General features: G+C 62.2%; 30 protein-coding genes and 1 tRNA gene. 22 read left to right on the forward strand and 9 right to left on the reverse strand.

Annotated elements, in window-relative coordinates:
- Nucleotides 1-48 precede the first annotated feature (48 nt).
- The 4 genes from prmA to purH all read left to right on the forward strand — a co-directional run bounded on the left by prmA (nucleotide 49) and on the right by purH (nucleotide 4,049).
- Nucleotides 49-948 carry a 50S ribosomal protein L11 methyltransferase gene (gene prmA / locus C8E00_RS08645; protein ID WP_133696938.1) on the forward strand — a complete coding sequence of 300 codons (900 nt, stop codon included), beginning with the start codon at nucleotides 49-51 and terminating at the stop codon, nucleotides 946-948.
- Between the two features lie 92 nt (nucleotides 949-1,040).
- Entirely contained in the window at nucleotides 1,041-2,072 is a 1,032-nt protein-coding gene (gene dusB / locus C8E00_RS08650; protein WP_133696940.1) for a tRNA dihydrouridine synthase DusB, read from the forward strand.
- Nucleotides 2,069-2,368 carry a DNA-binding transcriptional regulator Fis gene (gene fis / locus C8E00_RS08655; RefSeq protein ID WP_208291900.1) on the forward strand — a complete coding sequence of 100 codons (300 nt, stop codon included), beginning with the start codon at nucleotides 2,069-2,071 and terminating at the stop codon, nucleotides 2,366-2,368. Before dusB ends, fis begins: the two co-directional genes overlap by 4 nt.
- A gap of 88 nt (nucleotides 2,369-2,456) precedes the next feature.
- Nucleotides 2,457-4,049: a bifunctional phosphoribosylaminoimidazolecarboxamide formyltransferase/IMP cyclohydrolase gene (purH, locus tag C8E00_RS08660; protein ID WP_133696943.1), complete on the forward strand. Its 1,593-nt coding sequence runs from the start codon at nucleotides 2,457-2,459 to the stop codon at nucleotides 4,047-4,049.
- A 135-nt stretch (nucleotides 4,050-4,184) separates the two neighbouring features.
- Here the strand turns inward: purH and C8E00_RS08665 are convergent, their stop codons facing one another.
- From C8E00_RS08665 to C8E00_RS08690, 6 genes are all read right to left on the reverse strand, one after another.
- Nucleotides 4,185-5,642: an NAD-dependent succinate-semialdehyde dehydrogenase gene (locus tag C8E00_RS08665; RefSeq protein ID WP_133696946.1), complete on the reverse strand. Its 1,458-nt coding sequence runs from the start codon at nucleotides 5,640-5,642 to the stop codon at nucleotides 4,185-4,187.
- A 105-nt stretch (nucleotides 5,643-5,747) separates the two neighbouring features.
- The gene (locus C8E00_RS08670) at nucleotides 5,748-6,200 is read right to left on the reverse strand and encodes a hypothetical protein (RefSeq protein ID WP_133696949.1); all 453 of its coding nucleotides are present in this window, start codon (nucleotides 6,198-6,200) and stop codon (nucleotides 5,748-5,750) included.
- 43 nt (nucleotides 6,201-6,243) lie between these two features.
- Nucleotides 6,244-6,642 carry a dihydroneopterin triphosphate 2'-epimerase gene (folX, locus tag C8E00_RS08675; protein ID WP_133696952.1) on the reverse strand — a complete coding sequence of 133 codons (399 nt, stop codon included), beginning with the start codon at nucleotides 6,640-6,642 and terminating at the stop codon, nucleotides 6,244-6,246.
- Nucleotides 6,643-6,703: 61 nt separating this feature from the next.
- The gene (folE, locus tag C8E00_RS08680) at nucleotides 6,704-7,258 is read right to left on the reverse strand and encodes a GTP cyclohydrolase I FolE (RefSeq protein ID WP_133696955.1); all 555 of its coding nucleotides are present in this window, start codon (nucleotides 7,256-7,258) and stop codon (nucleotides 6,704-6,706) included.
- Nucleotides 7,259-7,416: 158 nt separating this feature from the next.
- Nucleotides 7,417-8,400 carry a serine/threonine protein kinase gene (locus C8E00_RS08685; RefSeq protein ID WP_133696957.1) on the reverse strand — a complete coding sequence of 328 codons (984 nt, stop codon included), beginning with the start codon at nucleotides 8,398-8,400 and terminating at the stop codon, nucleotides 7,417-7,419.
- A 33-nt stretch (nucleotides 8,401-8,433) separates the two neighbouring features.
- Nucleotides 8,434-9,114: a ComF family protein gene (locus tag C8E00_RS08690; RefSeq protein ID WP_133696960.1), complete on the reverse strand. Its 681-nt coding sequence runs from the start codon at nucleotides 9,112-9,114 to the stop codon at nucleotides 8,434-8,436.
- Between the two features lie 255 nt (nucleotides 9,115-9,369).
- Here C8E00_RS08690 and C8E00_RS08695 point away from each other — a divergent pair.
- Together C8E00_RS08695 and C8E00_RS08700 are read left to right on the forward strand one after the other, a co-directional pair.
- Nucleotides 9,370-9,454 (forward strand) — tRNA-Leu (locus C8E00_RS08695).
- A 701-nt stretch (nucleotides 9,455-10,155) separates the two neighbouring features.
- Nucleotides 10,156-10,404 (forward strand): DUF2188 domain-containing protein, encoded by a 249-nt coding sequence (locus tag C8E00_RS08700; protein WP_243833137.1) that lies wholly within the window; start codon nucleotides 10,156-10,158, stop codon nucleotides 10,402-10,404.
- A gap of 45 nt (nucleotides 10,405-10,449) precedes the next feature.
- Here C8E00_RS08700 and C8E00_RS08705 read toward each other — a convergent pair whose 3' ends face one another.
- From C8E00_RS08705 to C8E00_RS08715, 3 genes are all read right to left on the reverse strand, one after another.
- The gene (locus C8E00_RS08705) at nucleotides 10,450-11,211 is read right to left on the reverse strand and encodes a DNA adenine methylase (protein ID WP_133696963.1); all 762 of its coding nucleotides are present in this window, start codon (nucleotides 11,209-11,211) and stop codon (nucleotides 10,450-10,452) included.
- 130 nt (nucleotides 11,212-11,341) lie between these two features.
- Nucleotides 11,342-12,412 (reverse strand): phage portal protein, encoded by a 1,071-nt coding sequence (locus tag C8E00_RS08710; protein ID WP_243833138.1) that lies wholly within the window; start codon nucleotides 12,410-12,412, stop codon nucleotides 11,342-11,344.
- Nucleotides 12,413-12,414: 2 nt separating this feature from the next.
- Complete coding sequence (locus C8E00_RS08715) at nucleotides 12,415-14,265, reverse strand: terminase large subunit domain-containing protein (protein WP_481752911.1); 1,851 nt, start codon at nucleotides 14,263-14,265, stop codon at nucleotides 12,415-12,417.
- Nucleotides 14,266-14,342: 77 nt separating this feature from the next.
- On the opposite strand from C8E00_RS08715, the gene C8E00_RS08720 reads away from it, so the two are divergent.
- The 16 genes from C8E00_RS08720 to C8E00_RS08795 all read left to right on the forward strand — a co-directional run bounded on the left by C8E00_RS08720 (nucleotide 14,343) and on the right by C8E00_RS08795 (nucleotide 24,069).
- A complete protein-coding gene (locus tag C8E00_RS08720; RefSeq protein ID WP_133696971.1) occupies nucleotides 14,343-15,158 on the forward strand; it encodes a GPO family capsid scaffolding protein in 816 nt (271 codons plus the stop codon).
- Between the two features lie 15 nt (nucleotides 15,159-15,173).
- Entirely contained in the window at nucleotides 15,174-16,193 is a 1,020-nt protein-coding gene (locus C8E00_RS08725; protein WP_133696973.1) for a phage major capsid protein, P2 family, read from the forward strand.
- A gap of 9 nt (nucleotides 16,194-16,202) precedes the next feature.
- On the forward strand, nucleotides 16,203-16,868 hold the full coding sequence (gene gpM / locus C8E00_RS08730; RefSeq protein WP_133696975.1) for a phage terminase small subunit: 666 nt from the start codon (nucleotides 16,203-16,205) through the stop codon (nucleotides 16,866-16,868).
- A gap of 114 nt (nucleotides 16,869-16,982) precedes the next feature.
- Nucleotides 16,983-17,459 (forward strand): head completion/stabilization protein, encoded by a 477-nt coding sequence (locus C8E00_RS08735; protein ID WP_133696978.1) that lies wholly within the window; start codon nucleotides 16,983-16,985, stop codon nucleotides 17,457-17,459.
- Entirely contained in the window at nucleotides 17,456-17,668 is a 213-nt protein-coding gene (locus C8E00_RS08740) for a tail protein X (protein WP_133696980.1), read from the forward strand. The genes C8E00_RS08735 and C8E00_RS08740 overlap by 4 nt, the downstream gene beginning before the upstream one ends.
- A gap of 45 nt (nucleotides 17,669-17,713) precedes the next feature.
- Entirely contained in the window at nucleotides 17,714-18,022 is a 309-nt protein-coding gene (locus tag C8E00_RS08745; protein ID WP_133696982.1) for a hypothetical protein, read from the forward strand.
- Nucleotides 18,019-18,378: a D-Ala-D-Ala carboxypeptidase family metallohydrolase gene (locus tag C8E00_RS08750; protein ID WP_133696985.1), complete on the forward strand. Its 360-nt coding sequence runs from the start codon at nucleotides 18,019-18,021 to the stop codon at nucleotides 18,376-18,378. Before C8E00_RS08745 ends, C8E00_RS08750 begins: the two co-directional genes overlap by 4 nt.
- Complete coding sequence (locus C8E00_RS08755) at nucleotides 18,375-18,812, forward strand: 3TM-type holin (RefSeq protein WP_133696987.1); 438 nt, start codon at nucleotides 18,375-18,377, stop codon at nucleotides 18,810-18,812. Before C8E00_RS08750 ends, C8E00_RS08755 begins: the two co-directional genes overlap by 4 nt.
- A complete protein-coding gene (locus tag C8E00_RS08760; protein WP_133696989.1) occupies nucleotides 18,809-19,303 on the forward strand; it encodes a phage tail protein in 495 nt (164 codons plus the stop codon). Before C8E00_RS08755 ends, C8E00_RS08760 begins: the two co-directional genes overlap by 4 nt.
- Nucleotides 19,293-19,751: a phage virion morphogenesis protein gene (locus tag C8E00_RS08765; RefSeq protein WP_133696991.1), complete on the forward strand. Its 459-nt coding sequence runs from the start codon at nucleotides 19,293-19,295 to the stop codon at nucleotides 19,749-19,751. The genes C8E00_RS08760 and C8E00_RS08765 overlap by 11 nt, the downstream gene beginning before the upstream one ends.
- A 61-nt stretch (nucleotides 19,752-19,812) precedes the next feature.
- On the forward strand, nucleotides 19,813-20,478 hold the full coding sequence (locus C8E00_RS08770) for a phage baseplate assembly protein V (protein ID WP_133696993.1): 666 nt from the start codon (nucleotides 19,813-19,815) through the stop codon (nucleotides 20,476-20,478).
- Nucleotides 20,478-20,828 carry a GPW/gp25 family protein gene (locus C8E00_RS08775; RefSeq protein WP_133696995.1) on the forward strand — a complete coding sequence of 117 codons (351 nt, stop codon included), beginning with the start codon at nucleotides 20,478-20,480 and terminating at the stop codon, nucleotides 20,826-20,828. The genes C8E00_RS08770 and C8E00_RS08775 overlap by 1 nt, the downstream gene beginning before the upstream one ends.
- Nucleotides 20,825-21,742 carry a baseplate J/gp47 family protein gene (locus tag C8E00_RS08780; protein ID WP_133696998.1) on the forward strand — a complete coding sequence of 306 codons (918 nt, stop codon included), beginning with the start codon at nucleotides 20,825-20,827 and terminating at the stop codon, nucleotides 21,740-21,742. Before C8E00_RS08775 ends, C8E00_RS08780 begins: the two co-directional genes overlap by 4 nt.
- The gene (locus C8E00_RS08785; RefSeq protein WP_133697001.1) at nucleotides 21,735-22,364 is read left to right on the forward strand and encodes a phage tail protein I; all 630 of its coding nucleotides are present in this window, start codon (nucleotides 21,735-21,737) and stop codon (nucleotides 22,362-22,364) included. Before C8E00_RS08780 ends, C8E00_RS08785 begins: the two co-directional genes overlap by 8 nt.
- Nucleotides 22,365-22,376: 12 nt before the next feature.
- Nucleotides 22,377-23,492, forward strand: coding sequence for a phage tail protein (locus C8E00_RS08790; protein ID WP_133697003.1), 1,116 nt, complete (start codon nucleotides 22,377-22,379; stop codon nucleotides 23,490-23,492).
- A 13-nt stretch (nucleotides 23,493-23,505) separates the two neighbouring features.
- A complete protein-coding gene (locus C8E00_RS08795; RefSeq protein ID WP_133697006.1) occupies nucleotides 23,506-24,069 on the forward strand; it encodes a DUF4376 domain-containing protein in 564 nt (187 codons plus the stop codon).
- Nucleotides 24,070-24,122: the final 53 nt, after the last annotated feature.

Consider the following 24,122-nt stretch of genomic DNA (forward strand, 5'->3'; position numbering starts at 1 on the left):
GGGGCGGCCTTGGCCGTCCCGTTTGCGTTGATGCCCAAGGAGGCCCGCATGACCTGGTTGCAACTCAAGGCCCACATCGCCCCACAGCATGCCGAAACCCTGGAAGAACTGCTGCTGGCCGAAGGTGCCCAGGCCATCACCCTTCAGGACGCTCACGATGATCCTGTCTTCGAGCCCGAGAGCGGCACCACACCGCTGTGGGACGAGACCGTGCTGACAGGGCTCTACGACGACCTGGAGGATATCGAGCCGATGCTCGAGCGCGTGCGCCAGCAATGGGCCGCCGAAATGGCCGATGAACCGTGCCCCGAGATCGACTACGAGTTGCTCGCCGACCGTGATTGGGAACGCGAGTGGATGGACGACTTCGCTCCGCTCAAGATGGGCGAGCGACTGTGGGTGGTGCCCAGCTGGCACGCTGCTCCCGAGCCCGACGCCGTCAATCTGGTGCTCGATCCGGGACTGGCCTTCGGCACCGGGACGCATCCGACCACCGCACTTTGCCTCGGCTGGCTCGACGGCCTCGACCTCGATACGCGCAAGGTGCTCGACTTCGGCTGCGGCTCCGGCATCCTGGCCATCGCCGCCCTCAAGCTGGGAGCCGACCATGCCACGGGCACCGATATCGACCCACAGGCCCTGCAAGCGAGCCGTGACAACGCCCAGCGCAACGCCATCGCCGATGAGCGCTTGTCGCTTTGCTATCCGGAGCGGCTCGAGGCCGAGCGTTATGATGTCGTGGTCGCCAACATTCTCTCCGGCCCTTTGGTGGAGCTCGCGCCCACGCTCTGCGCACATCTGGCACCAGGAGGCCGCCTGGCCTTGTCGGGCATTCTCGCCGGCCAGGCCGATGAGGTCATGGACGCATATCACGAGCAAGGCATGCTGCTCGATGCGCCCCACGAGCGCGAAGGTTGGGTGCGCATCACCGGCGTAGCGCCGGCATGATCGCGCTTGACGCGTGGAGCGGTGAACTGCCCCTTCAAGAACGTCGCCCCGGCGGCTATCATGGACGGCTTTAACCACCTAGACCTCTTGTGATGTCGACCCACGTCTCACCTCCGGCGACGCCATTGCCGTGCATCGGCCCTTACGCATTGCCCAACCGGGCGATTCTCGCGCCCATGGCGGGCGTCACCGATCGCCCGTTTCGACAATTGTGCCGAGAGCTCGGCGCAGGCCTGGTCGTCTCGGAAATGGTCACCGCTGATACGCGCCTGTGGCATACGCGCAAGTCCCGGCAACGCCTCGATCATACCGGTGAGCCCGGCCCCCGCGCCGTGCAGATCGCCGGCGGCGATCCAGACATGCTCGCCGAAGCCGCGCGTCTCAATGTCGTGCAAGGCGCCGAGATCATCGACATCAACATGGGCTGCCCCGCCAAGAAGGTATGTAACAAGGCCGCCGGTTCCGCGTTGCTGCGCGACGAGCGCTTGGTCGCGGCGATTCTCGAAGCGGTGGTCGCGGCCGTGGATGTCCCGGTGACATTGAAGATCCGGACCGGTTGGTGCTCGGAGTCGCGCAACGGCATACGTGTGGCGCAATTGGCCGAGGCCGCCGGCATCCAAGCCCTCGCAGTCCATGGCCGCACCCGTGAGCAGCGCTATCAAGGCAACGCCGAATACGACACCATCGCTGCCATCAAGCAAGCAGTGTCGCTGCCGATATTCGCCAATGGTGATATCGACAGCGCCGAGAAAGCCGCCCGCATCCTCGACTACACTAAAGCCGATGCGGTCATGGTCGGACGCGGCGCCCAAGGCAATCCGTGGTTATTTCGCGAAATCGAGCATCATCTGCGTACCGGCGACACCCTGGCGAGCCCGACACCCACCGAGATCGCCGCCGTCATGCACCGTCATCTCGATGCACTGCATGCCTTTTACGGTGAGCACATGGGGGTGCGCATCGCACGCAAGCATGTGGGGTGGTATCTCGCCACTCGCCCACAAGCAGCGGCATTGCGCGCACGCTTCAACGTTCTGGAACAGCCCTCGGCCCAACACCGTTTCGTGGATGAGCTCGCCCACGATGCGCCAACGTTGGCCTCAAATGGAAGCAATGCAGCATGACCAGCAGGCAAGCATTTCCCATCGATCAGAATACGCTCGATGCCACCTCCACGGCATCGCCGACGCATCAGCAAACCCTGCGTGAGTCGGTCGAGCTCGCCATGCAGCGCTACTTCGGCCACCTGGACGGCGAAACGGTCAGCGACCTCTACGCCATGGTGCTGACCGAAGTCGAAGTCCCCTTGCTGGAGGCCGTGATGCGCTACGCCGACGGCAACCAGACCCGCGCCGCCGACATGCTGGGCCTCAATCGCGGCACGCTGCGCAAGAAGCTCAAGCAGTACGACCTGATCTGATTCCATCGCGGGGCGTCGCGCCAGCGACGCCCCGTTGCGTTTCGCCCGGCGCCCATCGCGCGCCCTCATCTTGCAAGAGTGGAGCCCCATGGCCGAACACACCACCCCGTCGTCCGCCCTCCCCGTGCGCCGCGCATTGATCAGCGTGTCCGACAAGACCGGCATCGTGGCGTTCGCCCGCGAGCTGGCCACGCGTGGCGTCACGCTGCTATCCACCGGCGGCACCTTTCGCCTGCTCAGCGAGCACGGCATCCCGGTGACGGAAGTCTCCCAACATACCGGTTTCCCCGAAATCATGGATGGCCGTGTCAAGACCCTGCATCCCAAGATCCACGGTGGCATCCTCGGTCGTCGTGGACAGGACGACGAGGTAATGGCGACGCATGGCATCGATGCCATCGACATGGTCGTGGTCAACCTCTACCCCTTCGCCGACACCGTAGCCCGCGAGGAGTGCACGCTGGAAGAGGCCATCGAGAACATCGACATCGGCGGTCCGACCATGGTGCGCGCTTGCGCCAAGAACCACGCCCACACCACGATCGTGGTCAACGCCGGCGACTACTCGCGGGTGCTGGAGGACATGAGCGCCCAGAACGGGGCCGTCGGCCAGGCGCTGCGCTTCGACCTGGCGGTCAAGGCCTTCGAACATACCGCCGGTTATGACGGTGCCATCGCCAACTATCTCGGCACTCTGGCGGAAGGCGGCGAGGCGAATTTCCCGCGGACCTACAACGTGCAGTTCCACAAGAAGCAGGCCATGCGCTACGGCGAGAACCCGCACCAGCAAGCGGCCTTCTATGCCGAAGCCGATGCTTCGGAAGCCAGCGTAACCACGGCAGCGCAGCGTCAGGGCAAGGCATTGTCATTCAATAACGTCGCCGATACCGATGCCGCTTTCGAATGCGTCAAGGCCTTCAGCGAAACCGCTTGCGTCATCGTCAAGCATGCCAACCCCTGTGGCGTCGCCGTTGCCGACACGCCGCTTGCCGCCTATCAAAGCGCGTTCGCCACCGACCCGACCAGCGCCTTCGGCGGCATCATCGCCTTCAATCGCCCACTGGACGCCGACACGGCACGCGCCATCGTCGACCGTCAGTTCGTGGAAGTCATCATCGCGCCGGGCATCAGCGACGAAGCTGCCGACATCGTCGCCGGGAAGAAAAACGTGCGCCTGCTCGATGTCAGCGACCATTGGCCCGGACAGCGTCGTCCCTCGCACGACTTCAAGCGCGTTAACGGCGGGTTGCTGGTGCAGGACCGTGACCTGGGCATGGTCGAGCGGGAGGAGTTGCGCACCGTCACCGAGCGCGCGCCCAGCGAGCAAGAAATGCACGACCTCAGCTTTGCCTGGAAGGTCGCCAAGTTCGTCAAATCCAATGCCATCGTCTACGCCAAGCATGGCCAGACCATCGGCGTGGGGGCCGGGCAGATGAGCCGTGTCTATTCCGCCAAAATCGCCGGCATCAAGGCCGCTGACGAAGGTCTGGAAGTGCCCGGCTCGGTGATGGCCTCGGATGCCTTCTTCCCGTTCCGCGATGGTATCGACGCCGCGGCCCAGGCCGGCATCACCGCCGTCATCCAGCCTGGAGGCTCACTGCGTGACCAGGAAGTGATCGACGCCGCCAACGAGGCCGGCATCGCCATGGTCTTCACCGGCATGCGTCATTTCAGGCACTGAAGCTCGAAGCTCGAAGCTCGAAGCTCGAAGAAAGTCTAAGCCCCGCCAATAGCAAAACACCCTGCCGGATGCACCGGCAGGGTGTTTTTCTTCATACTTCCAGGCGCATAGCGCCGCGCTTCGAGCTGCCAGCGCTTAGCCTAGATCCATGCACAGATACTTGGTTTCCATGTACTCGGCAAGACCGTATTTGGAGCCTTCACGCCCCAGCCCTGAGGCCTTGACGCCCCCGAATGGCGCACTGGCGTTGGAAATCAAGCCGGTGTTGATGCCGACCATGCCGTACTCCAGCGCTTCGGCCACGCGCCAGACACGGCTCAGGTCGTTGGCATAAAAATACGAGGCCAGACCGAACTGGGTGTCATTGGCCATGCGCACGGCATCTTCCTCGTCTTCGAACGGAATCACCGCGGCCAGCGGGCCGAAGGTTTCCTCGTGCGCCACCTTCATCTCGGTGTTGGCATGGCTCACCAACGTCGGTGTGAAGAAGCGTCCACCGAGCGGATGGGCGTGTCCACCCAGCAACAGCTCGGCGCCTTTGTCGACGGCATCCTGGATATGCTCGGAGACCTTGGTGACCGCGTCGTCGTCGATCAGCGGCCCGATATTCACGCCTTCTTCGGTGCCCGGGCCGACATGCAATTCGCTGTTCATGGCCGCCGCCAGCTTTTCACTGAACGCATTGATCACGCTGGACTGCACGAGGAAGCGATTGGTGCACACGCAGGTCTGGCCGGCGTTGCGAAACTTGCTCGCCATCGCCCCCTCGACGGCGGCATCCAGATCAGCGTCCTCGAAGACCAGAAACGGCGCGTTGCCTCCCAGCTCCAGCGAAATCTTCTGGATATGCTCGGCGGCGCCGGCCATCAACTGACTGCCCACCTCGGTGGAGCCGGTGAAGGTGATCTTGCGTACCACGGGCGACTCGGTCATCGCCTTGGCGATCTCGCTGGCACGCCCCGGCACTACGTTGAAGACACCGCGAGGAACGCCGGCCTGCTCGGCCAGCGCAGCCAGCGCGGTCGCCGAGAATGGCGTCTGACTGGCCGGCTTGATGACGATGGGACAGCCTGCCGCCAACGCCGCGGCCGCCTTGCGCGTGATCATCGAGGAGGGAAAGTTCCACGGCGTGATCGCCCCCACGACACCCACCGGCTGCTTGAGCACGACGATCCGCTGATTGGCCTTGGCAGCCGGAATGGTATCGCCATACACGCGCCGCGCTTCTTCGGCGAACCAGCGCATGAAGCTCGCCGCATAGGCGATCTCGCCGGCCGCTTCCTTGAGCGGCTTGCCCTGCTCGGCGGTCATGATCGCCGCCAGCTCGTCCTGATGCTCGAGCATCAGGTCATACCATTTCATCAGGGTATCGGCGCGCTCCTGGGCAGTCAGCGCACGCCACGCGGGCCAGGCCGACTCGGCGGCCTCGATGGCACGCTCGGTTTCGGCGTGCCCCAGCTTGGGCATGCGCCCTACGATCTCGCCGGTTGCAGGATCATCGACCTCGATTTGCTCGCCGCTGTCCGCTGCTACCCAGTTGCCGTCAATATAGGCAAAGGGACGAAACAGCGAGTTCTCCTGAAGGGACTCCATGGCGTTCTCCTTCCTGACAATGAGAGCGACGCTGACCGTCGCCGTGAATTCATCTTATGCCGAGTCACCCGATGCCACCAAGTGCAGCACTCGCTGACGTGACGTTCACCCCACCCCCCAGATAAAGAGGCTCAGCACCGCGATGGCGATAGCGGCCCCGCACAGCGCCTGACCTCTATATCGCGCCGGCGAGCGCCGTACCTGCCGGATACCCAGCACTGCCAGGAGCATCGCCAGCGCATCGACGAGCAGCATATAAGACGCCAACAGCGGCGCCAGGGTGACGAGCACCAGCGCCAGCACCGCCCAGGGCGACAATAACGACGATTTGACGCGTCCTTGATCGTCACGCGTTTGCCGCGCGGTACGTTGAGGCACCGGCGCATCGAACACCTGCTCGGCACATCCTCCATCGCCATCGAAGCGTAGCCGGCTACCTTCCCTGGGAAGTCCCCGGCCACGCCACTCGGTCAGTGTGAATGTATAACGATATCCATCGTCACCGACGATCACGCCGCGTTGGGCCGCGTCATCGAAGGTTTCCAGCTTACCGTGCACGCCATGACTCCCGGCCAATTCCCGATGGCATGATCAACATCCCTCACTCTAGACGCGAGTCCGATAACGTCACCGACACGGAGTCTGAAAAGCGCAGCGCGAACGGCTTATCGACTTCTACCTGCGCCGTGAGGACCTGCTCGTAACTCATGATGATATCCAAGATTTCGCGGGTCATGCGTTCCAGCAAGAGAAAGCGATTGTCCTCGACATAGCCGATGATGTGCTTGGTGATCGTACGATAATTGAGCGCCTGCTCGATATGATCGAACTTGACCGCACGTTCGGCCCGATAACGAATGGTGGCATTGATCACCACATCCTGACGGTTCTGGATTTCCTCGTCCTTGATACCGATATGGGTACGCAGACGCAGGTTCTTGATGCTAATCGTCGCCAGATCATGATCGAGATGCTGATCGTTCAGTGCATGTAAGGCCATGCGGCATTTCTCCTAAACTACGAAACACGCGTCATGCGCGCAGTGGTGACCGGCGCATCGCTCAGCCATGCACCAGCGTCAAGAATTCCTGACGCGTGGTCAGGTTGTTGCGGAAGGCGCCCAGCATCACGGAGGTCTTCATGCTCGAATTCTGCTTCTCGACACCGCGCATCATCATGCACATGTGTTGCGCCTCGATGATCACCCCTACACCGCGCGCTTGGGTGACTTGCTGCACGGCCTCGGCGATCTGACGCGTCAGATTTTCCTGGATCTGCATGCGCCGCGCGTACATATCCACGATGCGCGCAAATTTGGAAAGCCCGAGCACCCTGCCTTCGGGCAAGTACGCGATATGGCACTTGCCGATGAACGGCAACAAATGATGCTCACACATCGAATAAAGTTCGATATCCTTGATCAAGACCATTTCGTCGGTCTGCGATTCGAATACCGCACCATTGACCAATGATTCGAGCGTCTGCCCGTACCCCTGATTGAGAAACTGCATGGCCTTGGCGGCACGCATGGGGGTATCGCGTAACCCCTCCCGGTCGGGATCCTCGCCCAGGCCGGCGATAATGGCGCGATAATGCGTTGCAAGTTCTTCTGTCATTTAAGTGCCTTCGTCATGACGCCCGACCGGGCATACGTTACAAAATGAATACAACACCGGAAGTTTGCCACATGGGGAAAGTGCTACGCACGCACGATTCGCGTCGACATCGGCAACACGACATTTCCCGACGCCGCGGAAACGTCGAGATGGCGAGTTCACGCCAGCCAGCGCGGGTTTTCCAACGCTAGGCGCTGTTGCTCGAGAATACGGATGTGCTGATCCCAATAACCTTCGCTCGCCACCCAAGGAAATGCCCGTGGAAACGCCGGATCTTCCCAGCGATCGACCAGCCAGGCGCTATGCCGCATCAAGCGCATCGTGCGCAGAGGCTCGATCCAGCGCAGTTGACGCCGATCGAACTCGACATGCTGTTCATAGCCCTCGATCACCTCGGAAAGCTGCATTTGCCATTCGTCGGCTTCAGGCGCCGTCAATAACATCCACAGATCCTGGACCGCCGGCGCCGTGCAGCAATCATCGAAGTCGACCAGCGCAAATGCGTCGTCACGCCCCAGAATGTTGCCCAGATGGCAATCCCCATGAACGCGTTGCAAGGCTGTCTCCGGCCACCGTTGCTCAGCCAGTAACGTCTGCAGGCGCTCGGCGATGCGGGCATACGCCTGGCGTTGACGACGACTCAACCAGTCGCTCGCCAACACCCGCTCGCAACTCGCCTGGCTGATCGCCATGGGTTCCTGAACAGGGCGCGCCTGGAAGGAACCGCGGCGCGCCACGGCATGCACCTGGCCGATTAAATCGCCGAGGGCAAAAAGATGCGCAGGATTCTCGAGCTCCGGCGCCTGCCCCGCGACGTGTGGAAACAATGCGAACGCGAATCCGTGGGCATGGTGGAGTGTCTCGCCCTCAGCGTCGCGCCAAGGGGGCGCACCGGGCACGCCCGCGGCCGCGAGCTCATCGAGAAAGACATGTTCTTCGCGAATCTGCGCCTCGCTCCAGCGCTCGGGCCGATAGAACTTGGCCACCCAGCGACGACGATCGTCGTCGCTCAACAGGAACACGCGATTTTCATAGCTATTGAGCGCGAACGGCTCGCCTGGCAACCAAAAACCCAGCGACTCGACGGCATCGACCACGTGTGCGGGCGATAAACTTTCGAACGGGTGCTTCGGGGCGGTCATGGTGTGTCCTATTGAAGATGCTCCACCATGCTATCAGATTCCTCGCGGCGTTCGCGTCATCGCCCACGCCTCGACATGCTGCGCACCCGCCTCTCGACAGGCATCCGCCAGTGCCGACAGCGTGTTACCGGTGGTCATCACGTCATCAACCAGCGCCACATGAGCCGGCAGCTCGGACGCCACATGAAAAGCGCCGCGCACGTTGCCGCGACGCGCGCGGCGTGTCAGCCCTCGCTGAGTCGGCGTGTCACGCGTACGCCAGGCACGCTGATGTGGCACGCCCAATTGACGCGAGAGTTCGCGTGTCAGCCAGACGCTGTGATCGAAACCGCGCTCACGCCGCCGGCGCGGGTGCGTCGGTACCGCAATGAGCACCTCGGGTAACCCCCCTTCGCGGCTGCGCGCGAAGAGGGTCGCCAGCAAGATGCCCGCACGCGGCTGAGCGCCGAACTTGAAACGTTGCAGCAATGCCTGCGAGGTATCTTCGTAGCGCAGCGGCGCTCGTGTCACATCGAAAGACGGCGCATGACGCAGACAATGGCCGCAAAGCTCCGCAGGACGCGCCAACGGTTCGGCGCAGCGCGCACAGGCCACACTATTCCATGGCAGCGCCTCGAAACACGCCTCGCACCACGGCGACGGCGGCGGTGCCATGCCCATGCAAAAGGCGCAATGGCCCGGCAGCCCTACGCGCACCGATAAGTCGACCATCATCTTTAGCTTGGTTGACAAATGCCAAGCGTTTCTCGCTATCGTCATGACTTACTAATTCTTTTTTCAAGGTCACAGGGCTACCACGCCCCATGCGATAGGAAAAGACTAGCATGCCCGCCACCTCCAGCACGCTGCCTTCGATATCGACCACTATCGCCGTGACTCCCCCTATCGAGACGTTCACTACGGCTTCGACGCCCGTGGCGATTGACTTCCCACGCGGCATACGTAGAATATCGCTCGACCTGCCAGACTGCGGATGTGGTGGAATTGGTAGACACGCTAGATTTAGGTTCTAGTGCCGAGAGGCGTGGGAGTTCGAGTCTCCCCATCCGCACCATTTTTCTTCCTAAGTTATTGATTTTATTGAGCCAGCCAGCTCATCTCGCCAAATTCTCAGTCCCCAGCCAGTCCCCACTTTCTTACCGAAAACCAGATATACACGTGCATGTGCGCCTATCATGCGGGGCAAGCTCAGAATCCTTGGGAGCCTCGGAAAAAGGTAACAAAGGTAATGCCTTGTCAGAATCTCGCCTAACATATTGAATATAAAGAGATTCGAACAGTCGTTCAAAAGGTAACAAAAAGGTGATGCAAAGGTAATGCGTTACCTTTTTAAGAGGTCACAGAGAAAAATATCCATATCCTTTAAAAACAGCTACTTGCGAGCACGTTACCTTTTGCATTACCTCACGTTACCTTTTACGGGTAACAGAAAAATATTGATAAATCAGACGGTTGGGGCATGATCTACCCCCATGTGACCAATGTTACCTTTTTCCGAGGCCCCCACACCTTCATAAGGCGCCTCCCCCCTCCTGTGCTTCCCCACCACCCGTTTTTGGCGCTGCTCGATTTCGCATGATTCCGCATGACCAATCTCCCTCTGCCACCCGCCTCGAAGCCCTGCAGCCAGGCTGTATTGACCGTCCTGCATGAGTGCGTGAAAAGCGACAGGTTTAGCGCGCAGGCGGGGCGGGGTGTCGACGGCGCGCTGCGGGCGAGCAAGGTGTATCTTCTTGGTCTATGGTGAACCAGTGAATGACGCAACCAATGGGTGGCACCGTGGATAACTATCACATCACGAAAGACGACGGCGACTGGAAGCTTCAGAAAGAAGGAAGTGACCGCGCTATAAAGCGATCTGACACAAAGGATGAAGCCATACAGCACATGAGAGGCTATATGGACGGCAAGGAAGGGTCAGTAAAAATCCACAAAGAAGATGGGAAGATCCAAGAGGAACGCACCTATCCCGGTAGCTCTGATCCTCATAGCTCCAAAGGATGAAGGAGGGGTCGCCAATCGGGCGACCCCTTCTAATTTACATACCATTCAGCGGTTGGTGATGATCAGCTCTCCCCGCTTTCCAGTTGATTGCTTGCCGACGGTGTAGTTGATCTGGGTGGTGTGGATCTTGAGGTCCGCGAACGCTCGCCGCATCTCCGGGATATCGTTGACGCTGATGACGACCTGCCCTTTCGCTTTCCGTGCCAGCTCGGCCATTCGATCATACTGCTCGAGCCCAAAATCCTGACCGTAGCCAGCGGTCCCCCTGTATGGTGGGTCAAGGTAGAAAAGGGTTCCTTCACGGTCGTAGCGACGTATGCACTCAGACCAGTCGAGGTGCTCGATGAGCGTTCGCGCAAGCCGGAGGTGCGCCGTGCTGAGATCTTCCTCGATCCGCAACAGGTTCAAACGTGGTGGTGACACGGCAGAGGTTCCGAAGGACTGTCCTTCCACCTTGCCACCAAATGCCAGTTTCTGGAGATAAAAGAACCGCGCCGCACGCTGTATGTCTGTTAGGTGGGCTGGATCAATGTCTCTCTGGGTCAAGTACTCCTCTCGGCTGACAAGTGCCCAGCGGAACTGGCGCACCAGCTCCTCCAAGTGATGCTTGACGATGCGATACAGGTTTACGAGTTCGCCATGGGCATCGTTGATCACCTCTACTGGGCTCGGCTCCTTCATGAAGAACAGCGCCGCTCCACCGCAAAACGGCTCCACATACGTACGATGGGGCTGAAACAGCGGCATGATCTGCTTCGCGAGGCGTCGCTTACCTCCCATCCATGGGAGAATCGGTTTAGTCGTCATCCTTAACACCTGTCTATTTATACAGCATTTGGTATACTGAAGGTGTTGCTCGAGGAGCATGGAAGGCTCCCTAGCGATCAAGGATGAACGCAAGCAATCTGCGCCCGATGGCTAACGCCTCGGGCGTTTTTTATTTGGCCGCGCCAGGAGCTGGAGTGCCTCCATCCAGCGAGTATTCCCGGAAGCGGATCACCTTCTCGCCGATAATGTCGTTGATCTCTTCGAAGACGGCTTGCAGTGGCTCGAGCTCGTTGGTGACGAAGACCTTGGCGGCTTTCTCCACGTCACCGAAGCCGCCGACGTTGTTGGGCATCACGCCCATCAGTTGGGGCGGGACGCGATGCCCGGCGAGGGTATCGTCGCGGGTTTCTTGCTTGATGCCGGCGAATTCGTCCTTGGCGGCAACTTCCGAGATGGGGATGATCTGCACGCCATCCTTCTTGCCGCCTGGGGAGTGAAGAAACAGGTTGCGGAAATTACCGACGCCCTTGCTCTCCTTGAGCGCGGCGCGCATGGCGTCGATGTCTTCCTGGTTCTGCGCGGTATCGCTGACGTACATCACGAAGCCCGCATGGGAACCGTTCAGATAATATTTGCGACGGAACAGGGTGGCATTTTCGTTGAGCAGGATCGACTGCAGCGCGCCGAGATAATCCGGCACGCCGTAGATCTCCTGGTTGATGTCCGGCTCCATCAAGTGGATCACCGAATCGCGCTCGAACTCCTTGGCCACCTGCCAGGATGTAACCCACCAGAATTGCCCCTCCTCGACACCCCGGCGCACGTACTTTGCCTGCGCCGGGCGCAATGCCAGCAGCCGCCCAAGTCGTCCATACACCCGCTCGATGTAGGCATTGCCGAACACCAGGTAATCGGTGACCAGGGCGCGGAACGCCTGCCGACTCAGTAGGCGATGCGGAATGAACGATCGCGACAGGATGTTGCGCTTCACCTGCAAGCTAGAGCCGTGATGCGCCGTCGAACGATACATCTTGGCCAGCGCCGGGAGATCCACCGGCGGTTCGTACCAGCGCGCCGTCAGCATCCAGCAGCCGGTATAGAGAAAGTCGGCCAGATCCGTCACCGGTACCGGCTCGCCGAAGGTGAACGCCTCGGCCCGCGCCGGGACTGGCGACGCCTCCGCCGCCGGTTCGGACTCGGACAGGGTCGCCGGCACGCGCATGCGGGGTTTGTCGGCCATGGTCATTCGGACATCTCCATGATGGCGCCGCCGCGCTCGCCCTCGGCGAGCACGTCGATAGGTTCGTTGTTGAGAGCGTGCATCGTCGCCCACGCGAGATCCGCGTGGCCGGTCTGGGCGTTGCGCCCAGCGGTAAAGGTGAATTGGCGGCCGCTCGCGGTCAGCTCGCGGCGAATGGCGGTGAACGACTGCGCTATGATCACGTCGCGGCTATCGAACTCGAGACGTCCGCGCTCGATGATGTGCTGGGCCTGACGCACCAGCGCCGCCTTGCTGTCCGGCGTATAGCGATAGCGCGTCACGCGCGGGAAAAACTTGGCGACAAGCTGCGCCACCGCCTCGCCCATGCCGTTGATATCGATGCCGATGAACTGGACGTTGTAGCGCCGCGTTACCTGCTCGATGAAGCCCGCCTGCTCTTCGTAGTCCTGCCCCTTGATGCGGTGCTTCTCCAGGATGCGATGCCGATCGTTGCGATTCTTGGCCGGTGCCAGCACGACCAAGCCCGCGCCATCGCCGTCCAGGTTGTCCCCCGCCGGGTCGTAGCCCAGCCACACCGGCTTATCCCCGAATGGCCGCGCGGCGAAGGGCTTCCAATCGCGCCAAATGTCCCAGCTATCCACCATGCAGCGTTGCATGGTCATCATCGGGAACGCCGACTGCGAATCGTCGACGAACTCGCACATCAAGAGGTTGGCGAATTCCTCGTCGCTGTATTCCAGTCGCAGTTGGTCGAGATCGAACAGATCGCAGCCGCCGGCGATCGCGTCCTCGATGGTCACGATCTGGCGCCACTGGCCATCGGCGCCACGCGCACCACCGGCAAGCGCCGCGTGGCTGACGTCGATCTCGACGCGCTCGTCTTTCTTGCGACGCTTATTGAAGCGCTCGCCCGTCCAGAATGGATACGCCTCATGCGCCACCGATGACGGCGTGCTGAAGTAGGTTTGCTTCCACTTCTTGTGCATCGCCATGCCTGACGTGACTTTGCGGAACTGCTCGAAACCGTTGATCCAGAAGTATTCGTCGAGATAGGTGTCGCCGTGGTAGCCCTGCGCGGTCTTGGCGTTCGTCCCCAGGAAGTGGAGCTCGGCGCCATTGGCCAAGACGATGGGGTCGCCTTTGAGCTCCACGCCAGTGGCCTCTTTTACGAACTGCACGATGTAGTGCTTGAAGATGTGCGCCTGGGCCTTCGAGGCGCTCATGAAGATCTTGTTCTTGCCGGTCTCCACGGCGTCGGCGATCGCCTCGCGCGCGAAGTACCAGGTCGCGCCAATCTGCCTCGACTTGAGCAGGTTGCGGATACGTTCGTGCTGGCCGGCGCGGTACCAGGCGCGCTGGTAATCGAATAGTGAGGCTTCGAACGCCTCGACGATCTGGATCACGCCCTCGTCGCCGACATCGTTGCGCGCGGGTTTGCGCTTCTCGCCGGCGTTGCGCCGCTCGATGTTCGGATTGAGGTCGCTTTCTTTGCCCGATCCCTCGTACTTGTGGACCCGCGCCAGGCGCTCGACCTGGCGCCCCAGGAGATCCAGCTCCTTGAAGTCCTTGCCCTCCTTCGCGTCTTTCCAGATCAGTTGGATCATGCGCGCCTCGAGCGCGCCTTCGATGCGCTGACTGGGCGAGGCATCGTCCCAGGCATCGCGTTTCTTCCAGCTATCGATGGTGGCACGAGGCAGGTCGAGGAATTCGGCGATACGCGCGATGCGCCACCCCATCCAGTAGAGGTGCCGGGCGGAGAGACGCGAGGCGTCTTGGGTATCCAGGTCGGGGGTCGGTGTCGTCATGGCGCCCAGCGTACCCGCGCGCGGGGGGTCGCTATTGCAAGCCCCGGTGTAGACGGCATGACTCACACCCGGCCCGCGTTGAGCCGGGCAGCGAGTGCGCGGAACCTGACGCCCATACGCATTCCGTACCCCGAGGGCACTTCATGAAATGGTTCCGCATCGCGACCGAGGGCGCGACGACCGACGGCCGCAACATCAGCGCCGCCTGGCTGCAACAGATGGCCGACAACTTCGATCCCGACACCTACGGCTGCCGGATCAATCTGGAGCACATGCGCGGCATGCTGCCCGACGGGCCGTTCAAGAGTTACGGCGACGTCACCGCGCTGAAGGCCGAGAAAGGCGAGGACGGCAAGCTTCAGCTGCTCGCGGCCATCGATCCCACCGACGACCTGAAGGCGCTCAACGACAAGCGCCAGAAGGTCTACACGTCGATGGAAGTCGATCCCAACTTCGCCGATTCAGGCGAGGCCTATCTCGTCGGCCTGGCCGTCACCGACTCCCCCGCCTCGCTGGGTACCCAGATGCTGCAGTTCGCCGCCGGCGCGGGTAGCGAGTCACCGCTGGCCGGTCGCAAGCAACGCCCGGACAACCTGTTCACCGCCGCCGTCGAGACCGAGTTCGACTTCACCGCCGAGCCACCGGCCGATTCAGGCCCGTCGCTCACCGAACGCGTGAAGGCGCTGTTTCGCAAGCACGACGCCAAAAGCGAGGCGGGATTCGCTACGTTTCGAGAAGAGCTCGAGCAGACCCTGGGGCTATTCGTCGAGAAGCATCAAGCGCTGGCCGACGATCTCAACGCGCGGCCCAGCGCCACCGCCTTCAATGACCTGAAAGCCGCGCACGACACCCTGCAAACCCGCTTCGACGAGCTGTATACCCAGCTCGACAGCACGCCGCGCCACACCCAACGCCAGCGCGCCACCGGCGACGACGGCGCGATCGTCACCGACTGCTAAGGAACCCCGACGCTCATGCGCAACGATACCCGCATCCTCTTCAACCAGTTCGCCGACCAGGTGGCCAAGCTCAACGGTGTGCCCGACGCGACCCAGAAATTCGCCGTCGACCCCACCATTCAGCAGCGCCTCGAAAAACGCATTCAGGAGTCCAGCGACTTCCTGAATCGCGTCAACATGATCGGCGTCGACGAGCTGAAAGGCGAAAAGCTCGCCCTGGGCGTCTCCGGCCCGATCGCCGGGCGTACCAACGTCAGCAATCAAGATCGCCAGACCCGCGATCTCTCCACGCTCGACCCGCAGGGCTATGAGTGCCGCATGACCGAGTTCGACACCCATCTCGGTTACAACAAGATCGACGCCTGGGCCAAGTTTCCCAACTTTCAGGCGCTGATCCGTGATGCCGTCATTCGCCAGCAGGCGCTTGACCGCATGACCATTGGATTCAACGGCACCAGTGCCGCCGCGCAGACCGACCGCGCCGCGAACCCGATGCTCGAAGACGTCAACATCGGCTGGTTGCAGCAGTACCGCAACAACGCCCCGGCCCGCGTCATGACGGGCGGTGCCACCGCCGGTACCGTCCAGGTCGGCAAGGGCGGCGATTACGTTAACCTCGACGCCCTGGTCTACGACGCCGTCAACAGCCTGCTCGAACCCTGGTACCGCCGCGTGCCGGGCCTGGTGGTGATCGTCGGCCGTGACCTGCTCAGCGACAAGTACTTCCCGCTGCTCAATACCGAACAGCCGCCCACCGAACAGATGGCTGCCGACCTGGTCATCAGCCAGAAGCGCATCGGCGGCCTGCAGGGCATGGACGTGCCGTTCTTCCCCGACAACGCGCTGATGGTCACCACGCTGGATAACCTCTCGATCTACTGGCAGACCGGCGCGCGCCGCCGCTACGTCACCGAGAATCCCAAGCGCAACCGCATCGAGAACTACGAGAGCTCGAACGACGCCTATGTCATCGAGGACTTCGGTGCCGGCTGCTTGATCGAGAACATCGAGCTCGGCGACTTCACGGCCGCGTAAGGGGGAGCGATGACCAGCCCAGCCCGCCGACACTTCGAACGCGTCAGCGCCGCACAAGCGGCGCGTGACGCCGGCGACGCGCCCATGCAGGGCGACGAATATCACTTCATGCAAGCCAAGCTCTTCGAGGACTACCGCCGGCTCAAGTCGGTGCAATCCATCGAGCGCAAGGTCGCTATCAAGCGCGAGATCTTGCCCGACTACGCCGCCTATGTGGACGGTGTGCTCGAAGCTGGCCAGGGCGCACAAGACGAGGTGCTGATGCGCGTCATGCTTTGGCGCATCGATGTCGGGGATATCGAGGGCGCGTTGAGCATCGGCTGCTATGCCCTGCGCCACGGGCTAGAGCCTGGCGATCAATTTCAGCGCTCCACCGCCGCGATTCTCGTGGAGGAAGCCGCCGATCAGGCGCTCGCCCTGGGCGACGACGACGCCACCCTGATCGCAGAACTCCAGGAGATCGAGCACCTCACCGAGGGCGCGGACATGCACGACCAGATCCGCGCGAAATTGCACAAGGCCCTGGGCAACGCCCACCGCGCCGAGGGCGCACCACAGGAAGCGCTGACGCACTTTCGCCGGGCGTTGGAGCTCAACGAGCGCGCCGGCGTCAAGAAAGACATCGAGCGCCTAGAACGCGAAGTAAAAAACGCAGGCGATCAGGCCAATACCTGACCGTCGCCAACGAGTCGCACGCCGACGTCAGGGGGCGCGACGGTAGAGGCAAGCCCAAGGGGCGCAGCTTCGACCCGTCGCCCACCCCCTTCTTGACCAGCACCAGGAGCCACGATGAGCAGCTTCGTTTCGACCGGCACCACAAGCACGACCACCGCCGAGCCCGAGCCCATCACGAATAACGGCTTCTGGCCGGATATCGAGCCCGATGCGTTTCGTGACTCGCATCGCCTCGACGGCACCATCACCGCCGTGCGCATCGAAGGCGCCCTGCTCGCCGCCATGGCGACAGTCAACCGCACCCTGCGCAACTGGCAAACCAAACAGACCGAGGCGGGCTATGCCACGGTCGACGCCGTGCCGGTGCCGATCTGGCAAGCGCCGGGGGTGTTCGTGGCGCTGTATCACCGCGCGGTGTATTCCACGGCACACGCCAGCCTGGTCGAGCGTTACGCCGACTATGACACCACCAACAGCGGGCGCGAGCGTAGCGAAAGCCTCGCCGAGCCGGCGGAGAGTTACCGGCGCGATGCGGCCTGGGCGATCAGCGAGATCGAGGGGCGCCCCCATAGCACGGTCGAGCTGATATGAGCCGCACCGTGCATGCGCGCCAGGGCGACACGCTCGATGCCATTTGCTATCGCACTTACGGCCGCACCGCCGGCGTCACTGAACGCGTGCTGAAGGCCAATCCCGGCCTCGCGGAACGCGGCCCCGTGCTGCCGCATGGCACGCCCGTGACGCTGCCCGAGATCATCCAACAACCCAGCCGCGCACCGACCGTGCAGCTCTGGGACTGAGCTTTTAACCGCGCCCGACACCGCGCGATCGCCGCCGAGGATGGCATGCCCGAGGATCAAAATGTGAAGCCCTCAATATTCGAACGTCACCTGCAGACCGGCATCCAGTTGATTCTGGTCGCTCTGCTCGGCTGGGCCGGTCTCAAGCTAGTCGCTCTCGGCGAGGGCAACGCAGCACTGCGCGAGAGGATCGCGTACCAAGGGGAACAGATCGGCATGCTGCGCCGCGACCTGCGTGACTGGAGCAACCTGTATTACCGCAAAACGGACGCCAATCGCGAGATTGGTGCGTTACAGAAGGACATTCAAGCACTCAAGCAACGCATTGTTATCTTGGAGGAATATCACCCATGACACGCATCAGCCCCAATTTTCAACGTCACGAATTCGCCTGCTCATGCGGATGCGGCTTCGACACCGTCGACAGCGAGACCCTCGCCGTGCTCGAGGAGGTGCGCGGTCACTTCGACACACCTGTCATTGTCACCAGCGGCTGCCGCTGCCCTGAATACAACGCCCAGATCGGCGGCGCCGAACATAGCCAGCATAAGCTTGGTCGCGCAGCGGACATTCAAGTGAAGGGAGTCGATCCCGGCGAAGTGCATGCCTACCTCGTCGAGCTATATCCCGGGCGCTACGGAATCGGGCGATACGACACCTTCACTCACGTCGATACCCGCACTGACGGCCCCGCGAGGTGGAACGGATGAACCTGATCGGCAACATTCTCGGCACCGTCGCCGGCCCGGTATTCGATGTCATCGACCAGGCCGTCACCGACAAGGACCAAGCCAACAAGCTCAAGGCCGAGCTGAAGCGCCGCGTGATTGATCAGCAAGATGCCAGCCTTCAGGCACGTATGAAGGTAGTGCTTGCCGAGGCTACCGGCGAGTCGTGGTTGCAGCGTAACTGGCGGCCACTGCTGATGACCGTGATTGTCGCCATCGTCGCCAACAACTACCTCCTCGCCCCCTACCTCGGCGCAATGTTCGGCGTAGGGCTGCAACTGGAATTGCCTGAGCAGCTCTGGAACCTCATGACGATGGGAGTCGGCGGCTACATCGCCGGACGCAGCGGCGAGAAGATCGTCGGCACGCTCAAAGGCAAACGCGGCAACTTCATGAGCCAGGTCGATAGCCGATGAAAAAACTTCACCTGCTGCGCACGCACCTGATTAACGCCGTGCCGGGGCTGGCCCGCGATCCCGACCGGCTGCTGACCTTCGTCGAGGATGGCAGCCTCGAGTTTCGACGTGGCCCCAACCTGTCCCACGAATATCAGTTCGCCGCGCAGTTGGTGCTGACCGACTTCGGCGATGACCTCGACACCGTCATGGTGCCGCTGCTGCAGTGGTTGGCCGAGTACCAGCCCGACGCGGATCCCGGCGAGGCGGTCAGCTTCGAGGCCGAGATCCTCAGCAACCAAGCGGTGGACGTCGCGCTGCGCGTCCAGCTCACCGAGCGCGTGATCGCCAAGGTCGATTGCGACAGCGGCCATATCCACGTCGACCATGTCGTGTCGCGATTCGAGCGCGATGCCTGTCCCATCACGCATTGGCAGCTACTACTGCGCAACGCCAAGACTGACGACGACTACACCCTGGTCGCCGAATGGGGCGAGACCGATGACGGATGACCTGCAAGCCCTGGAAGACTGGGCCGCGCCCCTGCTCGCCCAGCTTGAGGCCAAGGAACGCCGCCGCTTGGCGCGTGCCATCGCACGTGACCTACGCCGCAGCCAACGCCAGCGCATCCGCTCGCAAACCAACCCCGACGGCACGCCCTATGCGCCGCGCCAGCCCCAGAAATGGCGCGCCCGGCAAGGCAGCATCCGCCGAAGCGCCATGTTCGACAAGCTCTCCACCGCGAAGTGGCTGAAAGCCACTACGCATGGCGACACCGCCGTGGTCGGTTTCATGGGCAACGTCGCGCGCATCGCCCGCACCCACCAATATGGCCTACGCGACCGCGTCGATCGCGACGGCCCCACCATCGAATACCCGCAGCGCGAGCTGCTCGGCTTCACCGATGCCGACCGCGAGCTCGTCATCAATGCGCTGTTCACCCATCTGGGCTCGGTGTAAGACGCCCGCGCCACACCCGCCCCCGCTTCGCCTGGCACCGCAGCTTCCGCACGATAGCGGCATGCAAAACGTCGCCGAACTTCTCCGCCTGATTCACAACTTGATCCGCCTGGGCACTATCGACCAGGTCGATCACGACACCGCGCGCGTACGCGTGAAATCCGGCGAGCTGCTGACCGACTGGCTGCCGTGGATCGAAGGCCGCGCCGGCACGACGCGCGACTGGGATCCGCCCACTGTAGGCGAGCAGGTAGTGGTGTTTTCGCCCGGCGGCGACCCGGCCGCTGGCGTGGTGCTTACCGGCCTTTACCGCCGCGCGCATCCTGCGCCAGCCAACTCCGGCGATGTTTGGCATCGCGTGTTTCCCGATGGCGCTGTCCTGGAGTACGACCACGCGGCACATCATCTGCGGGCCTCCCTGCCCGGCTCAGCCGGCCTGACCGCGAGTGGTCCCGTGACCGTCTCTGCCGACGGCGCTATCGAAGCGACGACTGGATCGACCCTCACCGCCACGGCCGCCGGCGGCGCGACGATCAACGCCAACACCCTCATCAACGGCAACCTGACGCTCAACGGCAACTTCAGTCAGCCCGCCGGCAAAAAGGCGACGATGGCCGGCGACGTGGCATTCAAGGGTGCCGTGACAAGCAACGGCAAGGACATCAGCTCCAGCCATCGACATAGCGATGTCGAGCGCGGCGGAGATCAGTCCGGGAGTGTCGTCTGATGCCTGGCATGTCGCGCACCACCGGCCAGCGTCTCGACTCGCTCGAGCATCTCCGGCAATCCATCGTCGATATCCTGACCACGCCGCTGGGCTCGCGGGTGATGCGCCGCGACTACGGCTCGCTGCTGCCCGAACTCATCGACCAGCCGCTGAACGGCGCCACGGCTCTGCGCGCCTACTCGGCCACCGTCGTCGCGCTGATGAAGTGGGAACCGCGTGTCCGCGTAACGCAGATCACCCGCATCGTATCCACCACGCGCCCAGGGCGTTTCGACCTGCGCATCGCAGGGCGCCGTATCGACACCGGTGATGACGTGGACATCGACGTCCCATTGGGTGCCGCCTCATGAGTAGCCCGATCGATCTCTCCCGCTTACCGGCCCCGGCTGTCGTCGAGGAACTCGACTTCGAGACCATCTTCGCCGAGCGCAAATCCCGCTTGCTCGAATTGACGCCGGAGGATGAACGCGCCGACGTCGCGGCCACCCTCGAGCTCGAAAGCGAGCCGCTCACCAAGCTGCTCGAGGAAAACGCCTATCGGGAGCTGCATTGGCGCCAGCGAGTCAATGAAGCGGCCAAGGCGGTCATGATCGCTCATGCGCAAAACGGGGACCTCGACAACCTGGTCGCCAATTTCAATGTTCAACGCCTGACCGTGGAACCCGGTAATACGGAAGCAGTACCACCGGTCCCTCCGACGCTGGAACCGGACGACGACCTCCGCATGCGCGGGCCCGAAGCCTTCGAGGGACTCAGCGTCGCCGGACCGACCGGCGCCTACGAATTCTATGCCCGCAGTGCCGATGGACGTGTCGCCGATGCTCGTGCGATCTCGCCGGCACCGTGCGAGGCACTGATCACGGTGCTGTCGCGCTTGGGTAATGGCGAGGCCCCGCAGGACTTACTCGACAACGTGTATGACGCACTCACTCCCGAAGACATTCGGCCACTGGGTGATCGAGTCACTGTCCAATCCGCGGCAATCACCGAATACACCATCCAGGCCGTCCTGCACTTGTATGAAGGACACGGCCCCGAGCAGGAACTCATCCTCGAAAGCGCTCTGGCCCGCGCAGAGAAGTACCGCAACGAGCAGCGCAAACTCGGTCGCAGCATCTACACCGACGCGATTGAAGCCGCTCTGCATGTCGAGGGGGTCGAGCATGTCGACCTGATCTCACCGACGGCCCACATCCTCTTCGACCTCACCCAGGCCGGACATTGCACAGGCATCAACGTCACCCTGGGGGCGAGCAATGGCTGATCACTGGACGTTGCTACCCCCCAATGCGTCGTTCCTCGAGCGCGCCGCTGCCGAGGCGGGCACCGAGATCGAGCGTGTCCCGGTGCCTCTGCGAGATCTTTGGCATCCGGACCGCTGCCCAGCTCGGCTGCTGCCCTACCTGGCATGGACCTTCTCGGTCGATCGCTGGGATCCAACCTGGTCAGAGGCCGCCAAGCGCGCGGTGATCCGTAGCTCGTTCTATGTACACCGCAAGAAAGGGACGATCAGTGCGCTACGCCGCGTCGTCGAGCCCCTGGGCTACCTGCTGGAAGTCACCGAATGGTGGCAAATGGAACCGCTCGGCGAGCGCGGCACCTTTGCACTACGCATCGGCGTGCTCGATACCGGCATCACCGATGCCATGTATACGGAGCTCACCCGACTCGTCGACGACGCCAAACCATTGACCCGGCACATCGCCGGGCTCGACCTGCTCGGCGAAACGCGCGGCCCGCTGTACCTCGGCTGCGCGGTCTACGACGGCCACACCACCACGGTATACCCCTACGCCGCGCCGGCCACCGAAAGCACCGGGCTGCTCTACCTCGGCGCCGCGCTCCACGTCATCGATACCACCACCGTCTACCCGAAACCTGAATAGGAGCTGTCGCCCATGCCCCAGTTCTACACGCTCCCCACGGCCATCGGTGAAGCGAAAATCGCCAACGCCATCTCCTTAGGCCGCACCGTCGAGATCACCAAACTCGCCATCGGCGACGGCGGCGGCAGCCTACCCACGCCGGACAGCGACCGCACGTCACTGGTCAACGAGATCCGCCGCGCCGCAATCAACACCAGCGTCGTCGACGACGACAACCCCAACTGGATCGTCGTCGAGCAGGTACTCCCGCCCGACATTGGCGGCTGGACCATTCGCGAGATCGGCCTGTACGACGCCGACGGTGACCTCATCGCCTACGGCAACTACCCAGAAACCTATAAGCCTGTGCTCAGCGAGGGCAGCGGCCGCACTCAGACCATCCGCTTTGTGATGCAGGTCTCCGATACCGCCGCCGTCACCCTCAAAGTCGATCCCAGCGTCGTCCTCGCCACGCGCCAGCTCGTCGACGACGAGATCGACGAACACGCCCAGAGCCGGAACCACCCCGACGCCACCACCACGGCGAAGGGGTTTATGCAGTACGGGACAAGCGAGGAAACCCGACAAGGCACCCGCACCGACCGCGCCGCGCATCTCGCCGGGGTGAAAGCCGCGATTGATGATCGCGTGGCAGATCAAGACACGGTCGACACCGGCACCAACGACACCAAGTTCGTCACCCCGAAGAAGCTCAAAGCATGGGCAACGAGCTGGGTAAAGCAGGCGACCGAGACCGTTGTCGGCATGCTCAAAGTTGCGACTCAAGCCCAGGTTGAGGCGGGGGAAGACGACAAAACGGCGGTGACGCCGAAAAAAATGCGCTGGGGATTCGATAGTAATCTAGCCTCGACCGGATACATCGTGTTCCCGACGTGGTTGGCCGGCCTGATTATCCAATGGGGAATCTATTATCACAGTCCAGGATGGAGCACCGTAGGGTTCCCCATCACATATCCCAATGCCCCCTTATGGGTGGGAATAACTGATGTAGATCAATCCCCAGGAGATACGGAGTATTTCTCTCTAGATGTTTTCTATGGGAATGAGGGGGTTACCCAAACACATTTCAAGTTTACGGACAATATTGGTGGCGGCGGCCGAGTTCGCTGGTTTTCAATTGGCCATTAAGTGGTGACGAATAATGCATTACAGTCCATCGAGAGATAGCTTTTATCCCGGCTCTCTACGCGCCGAATATGAGCGCCTGGGAGTTTGGCCAGATGATGCTATCGAGGTTACAAAAGCGGAGTTTGCCACCTATGGCCAGGGCTCCCCGCCCGAGGGCATGCAACGCAGCGCTACGGAGAGCGGTCGCCTCTGTTGGGTGAAAATTCCAGCCGAGCCCCTGGCCGACCTCGCCGCGCGCAAGCGCCGCGCCATCGAAGCCGCACGCGACGAGGCCATCGCCGCCGGCTTCGAGCACACTTTCGGCGATACGACGGACACGGTGCAGATGCGCGCCCGTGATCGCGAAAACATCATGGGCCTGGCTGTCTCAGCTCAACGAAATCCCGAGGGTACGTTCGCGTTCCGCGCCGAAAGCAACGCGCAATACGAACTGACAGCGGACGAAATGCTCGAGCTCGCCGAAGCCGCCCAGGCGCACGTCAGCGCGCAATACCAGCACAGTTGGCAGCGCAAAGGCGAGATCGACGCCGCGCTCGAGGCTGAGGTTAGGGAAGGGATTGAGACGGTGGAGTGGTAAAGATGGCCCGCCAGAAGGCGGGCTCTTAACAACAGATAATAACTAATGAAGCT

This window comes from Chromohalobacter marismortui (genome assembly GCF_004364315.1).
Lineage (GTDB): Bacteria > Pseudomonadota > Gammaproteobacteria > Pseudomonadales > Halomonadaceae > Chromohalobacter > Chromohalobacter marismortui.

Excerpts from the sequence above, each read along its gene's own strand:
- C8E00_RS08755 (WP_133696987.1), top strand. The coding sequence starts at position 18,375 with ATGAACCTGATCGGCAACATTCTCGGCACCGTCGCCGGCCCGGTATTC.
- C8E00_RS08790 (WP_133697003.1), top strand. The coding sequence starts at position 22,377 with ATGCCCCAGTTCTACACGCTCCCCACGGCCATCGGTGAAGCGAAAATC.
- C8E00_RS08780 (WP_133696998.1), top strand. The coding sequence starts at position 20,825 with ATGAGTAGCCCGATCGATCTCTCCCGCTTACCGGCCCCGGCTGTCGTC.
- fis (WP_208291900.1), top strand. The coding sequence starts at position 2,069 with ATGACCAGCAGGCAAGCATTTCCCATCGATCAGAATACGCTCGATGCC.
- dusB (WP_133696940.1), top strand. The coding sequence starts at position 1,041 with ATGTCGACCCACGTCTCACCTCCGGCGACGCCATTGCCGTGCATCGGC.
- C8E00_RS08745 (WP_133696982.1), top strand. The coding sequence starts at position 17,714 with ATGCCCGAGGATCAAAATGTGAAGCCCTCAATATTCGAACGTCACCTG.
- C8E00_RS08750 (WP_133696985.1), top strand. The coding sequence starts at position 18,019 with ATGACACGCATCAGCCCCAATTTTCAACGTCACGAATTCGCCTGCTCA.
- C8E00_RS08760 (WP_133696989.1), top strand. The coding sequence starts at position 18,809 with ATGAAAAAACTTCACCTGCTGCGCACGCACCTGATTAACGCCGTGCCG.
- C8E00_RS08795 (WP_133697006.1), top strand. The coding sequence starts at position 23,506 with ATGCATTACAGTCCATCGAGAGATAGCTTTTATCCCGGCTCTCTACGC.
- C8E00_RS08775 (WP_133696995.1), top strand. The coding sequence starts at position 20,478 with ATGCCTGGCATGTCGCGCACCACCGGCCAGCGTCTCGACTCGCTCGAG.
- C8E00_RS08770 (WP_133696993.1), top strand. The coding sequence starts at position 19,813 with ATGCAAAACGTCGCCGAACTTCTCCGCCTGATTCACAACTTGATCCGC.
- C8E00_RS08665 (WP_133696946.1), bottom strand. The coding sequence starts at position 5,642 with ATGGAGTCCCTTCAGGAGAACTCGCTGTTTCGTCCCTTTGCCTATATT.
- purH (WP_133696943.1), top strand. The coding sequence starts at position 2,457 with ATGGCCGAACACACCACCCCGTCGTCCGCCCTCCCCGTGCGCCGCGCA.
- C8E00_RS08685 (WP_133696957.1), bottom strand. The coding sequence starts at position 8,400 with ATGACCGCCCCGAAGCACCCGTTCGAAAGTTTATCGCCCGCACACGTG.
- C8E00_RS08705 (WP_133696963.1), bottom strand. The coding sequence starts at position 11,211 with ATGACGACTAAACCGATTCTCCCATGGATGGGAGGTAAGCGACGCCTC.
- prmA (WP_133696938.1), top strand. The coding sequence starts at position 49 with ATGACCTGGTTGCAACTCAAGGCCCACATCGCCCCACAGCATGCCGAA.
- folX (WP_133696952.1), bottom strand. The coding sequence starts at position 6,642 with ATGGCCTTACATGCACTGAACGATCAGCATCTCGATCATGATCTGGCG.
- folE (WP_133696955.1), bottom strand. The coding sequence starts at position 7,258 with ATGACAGAAGAACTTGCAACGCATTATCGCGCCATTATCGCCGGCCTG.
- C8E00_RS08765 (WP_133696991.1), top strand. The coding sequence starts at position 19,293 with ATGACGGATGACCTGCAAGCCCTGGAAGACTGGGCCGCGCCCCTGCTC.
- C8E00_RS08700 (WP_243833137.1), top strand. The coding sequence starts at position 10,156 with ATGACGCAACCAATGGGTGGCACCGTGGATAACTATCACATCACGAAA.
- C8E00_RS08785 (WP_133697001.1), top strand. The coding sequence starts at position 21,735 with ATGGCTGATCACTGGACGTTGCTACCCCCCAATGCGTCGTTCCTCGAG.
- C8E00_RS08725 (WP_133696973.1), top strand. The coding sequence starts at position 15,174 with ATGCGCAACGATACCCGCATCCTCTTCAACCAGTTCGCCGACCAGGTG.
- C8E00_RS08735 (WP_133696978.1), top strand. The coding sequence starts at position 16,983 with ATGAGCAGCTTCGTTTCGACCGGCACCACAAGCACGACCACCGCCGAG.
- C8E00_RS08690 (WP_133696960.1), bottom strand. The coding sequence starts at position 9,114 with ATGATGGTCGACTTATCGGTGCGCGTAGGGCTGCCGGGCCATTGCGCC.
- C8E00_RS08720 (WP_133696971.1), top strand. The coding sequence starts at position 14,343 with ATGAAATGGTTCCGCATCGCGACCGAGGGCGCGACGACCGACGGCCGC.
- C8E00_RS08740 (WP_133696980.1), top strand. The coding sequence starts at position 17,456 with ATGAGCCGCACCGTGCATGCGCGCCAGGGCGACACGCTCGATGCCATT.
- gpM (WP_133696975.1), top strand. The coding sequence starts at position 16,203 with ATGACCAGCCCAGCCCGCCGACACTTCGAACGCGTCAGCGCCGCACAA.
- C8E00_RS08710 (WP_243833138.1), bottom strand. The coding sequence starts at position 12,412 with ATGGCCGACAAACCCCGCATGCGCGTGCCGGCGACCCTGTCCGAGTCC.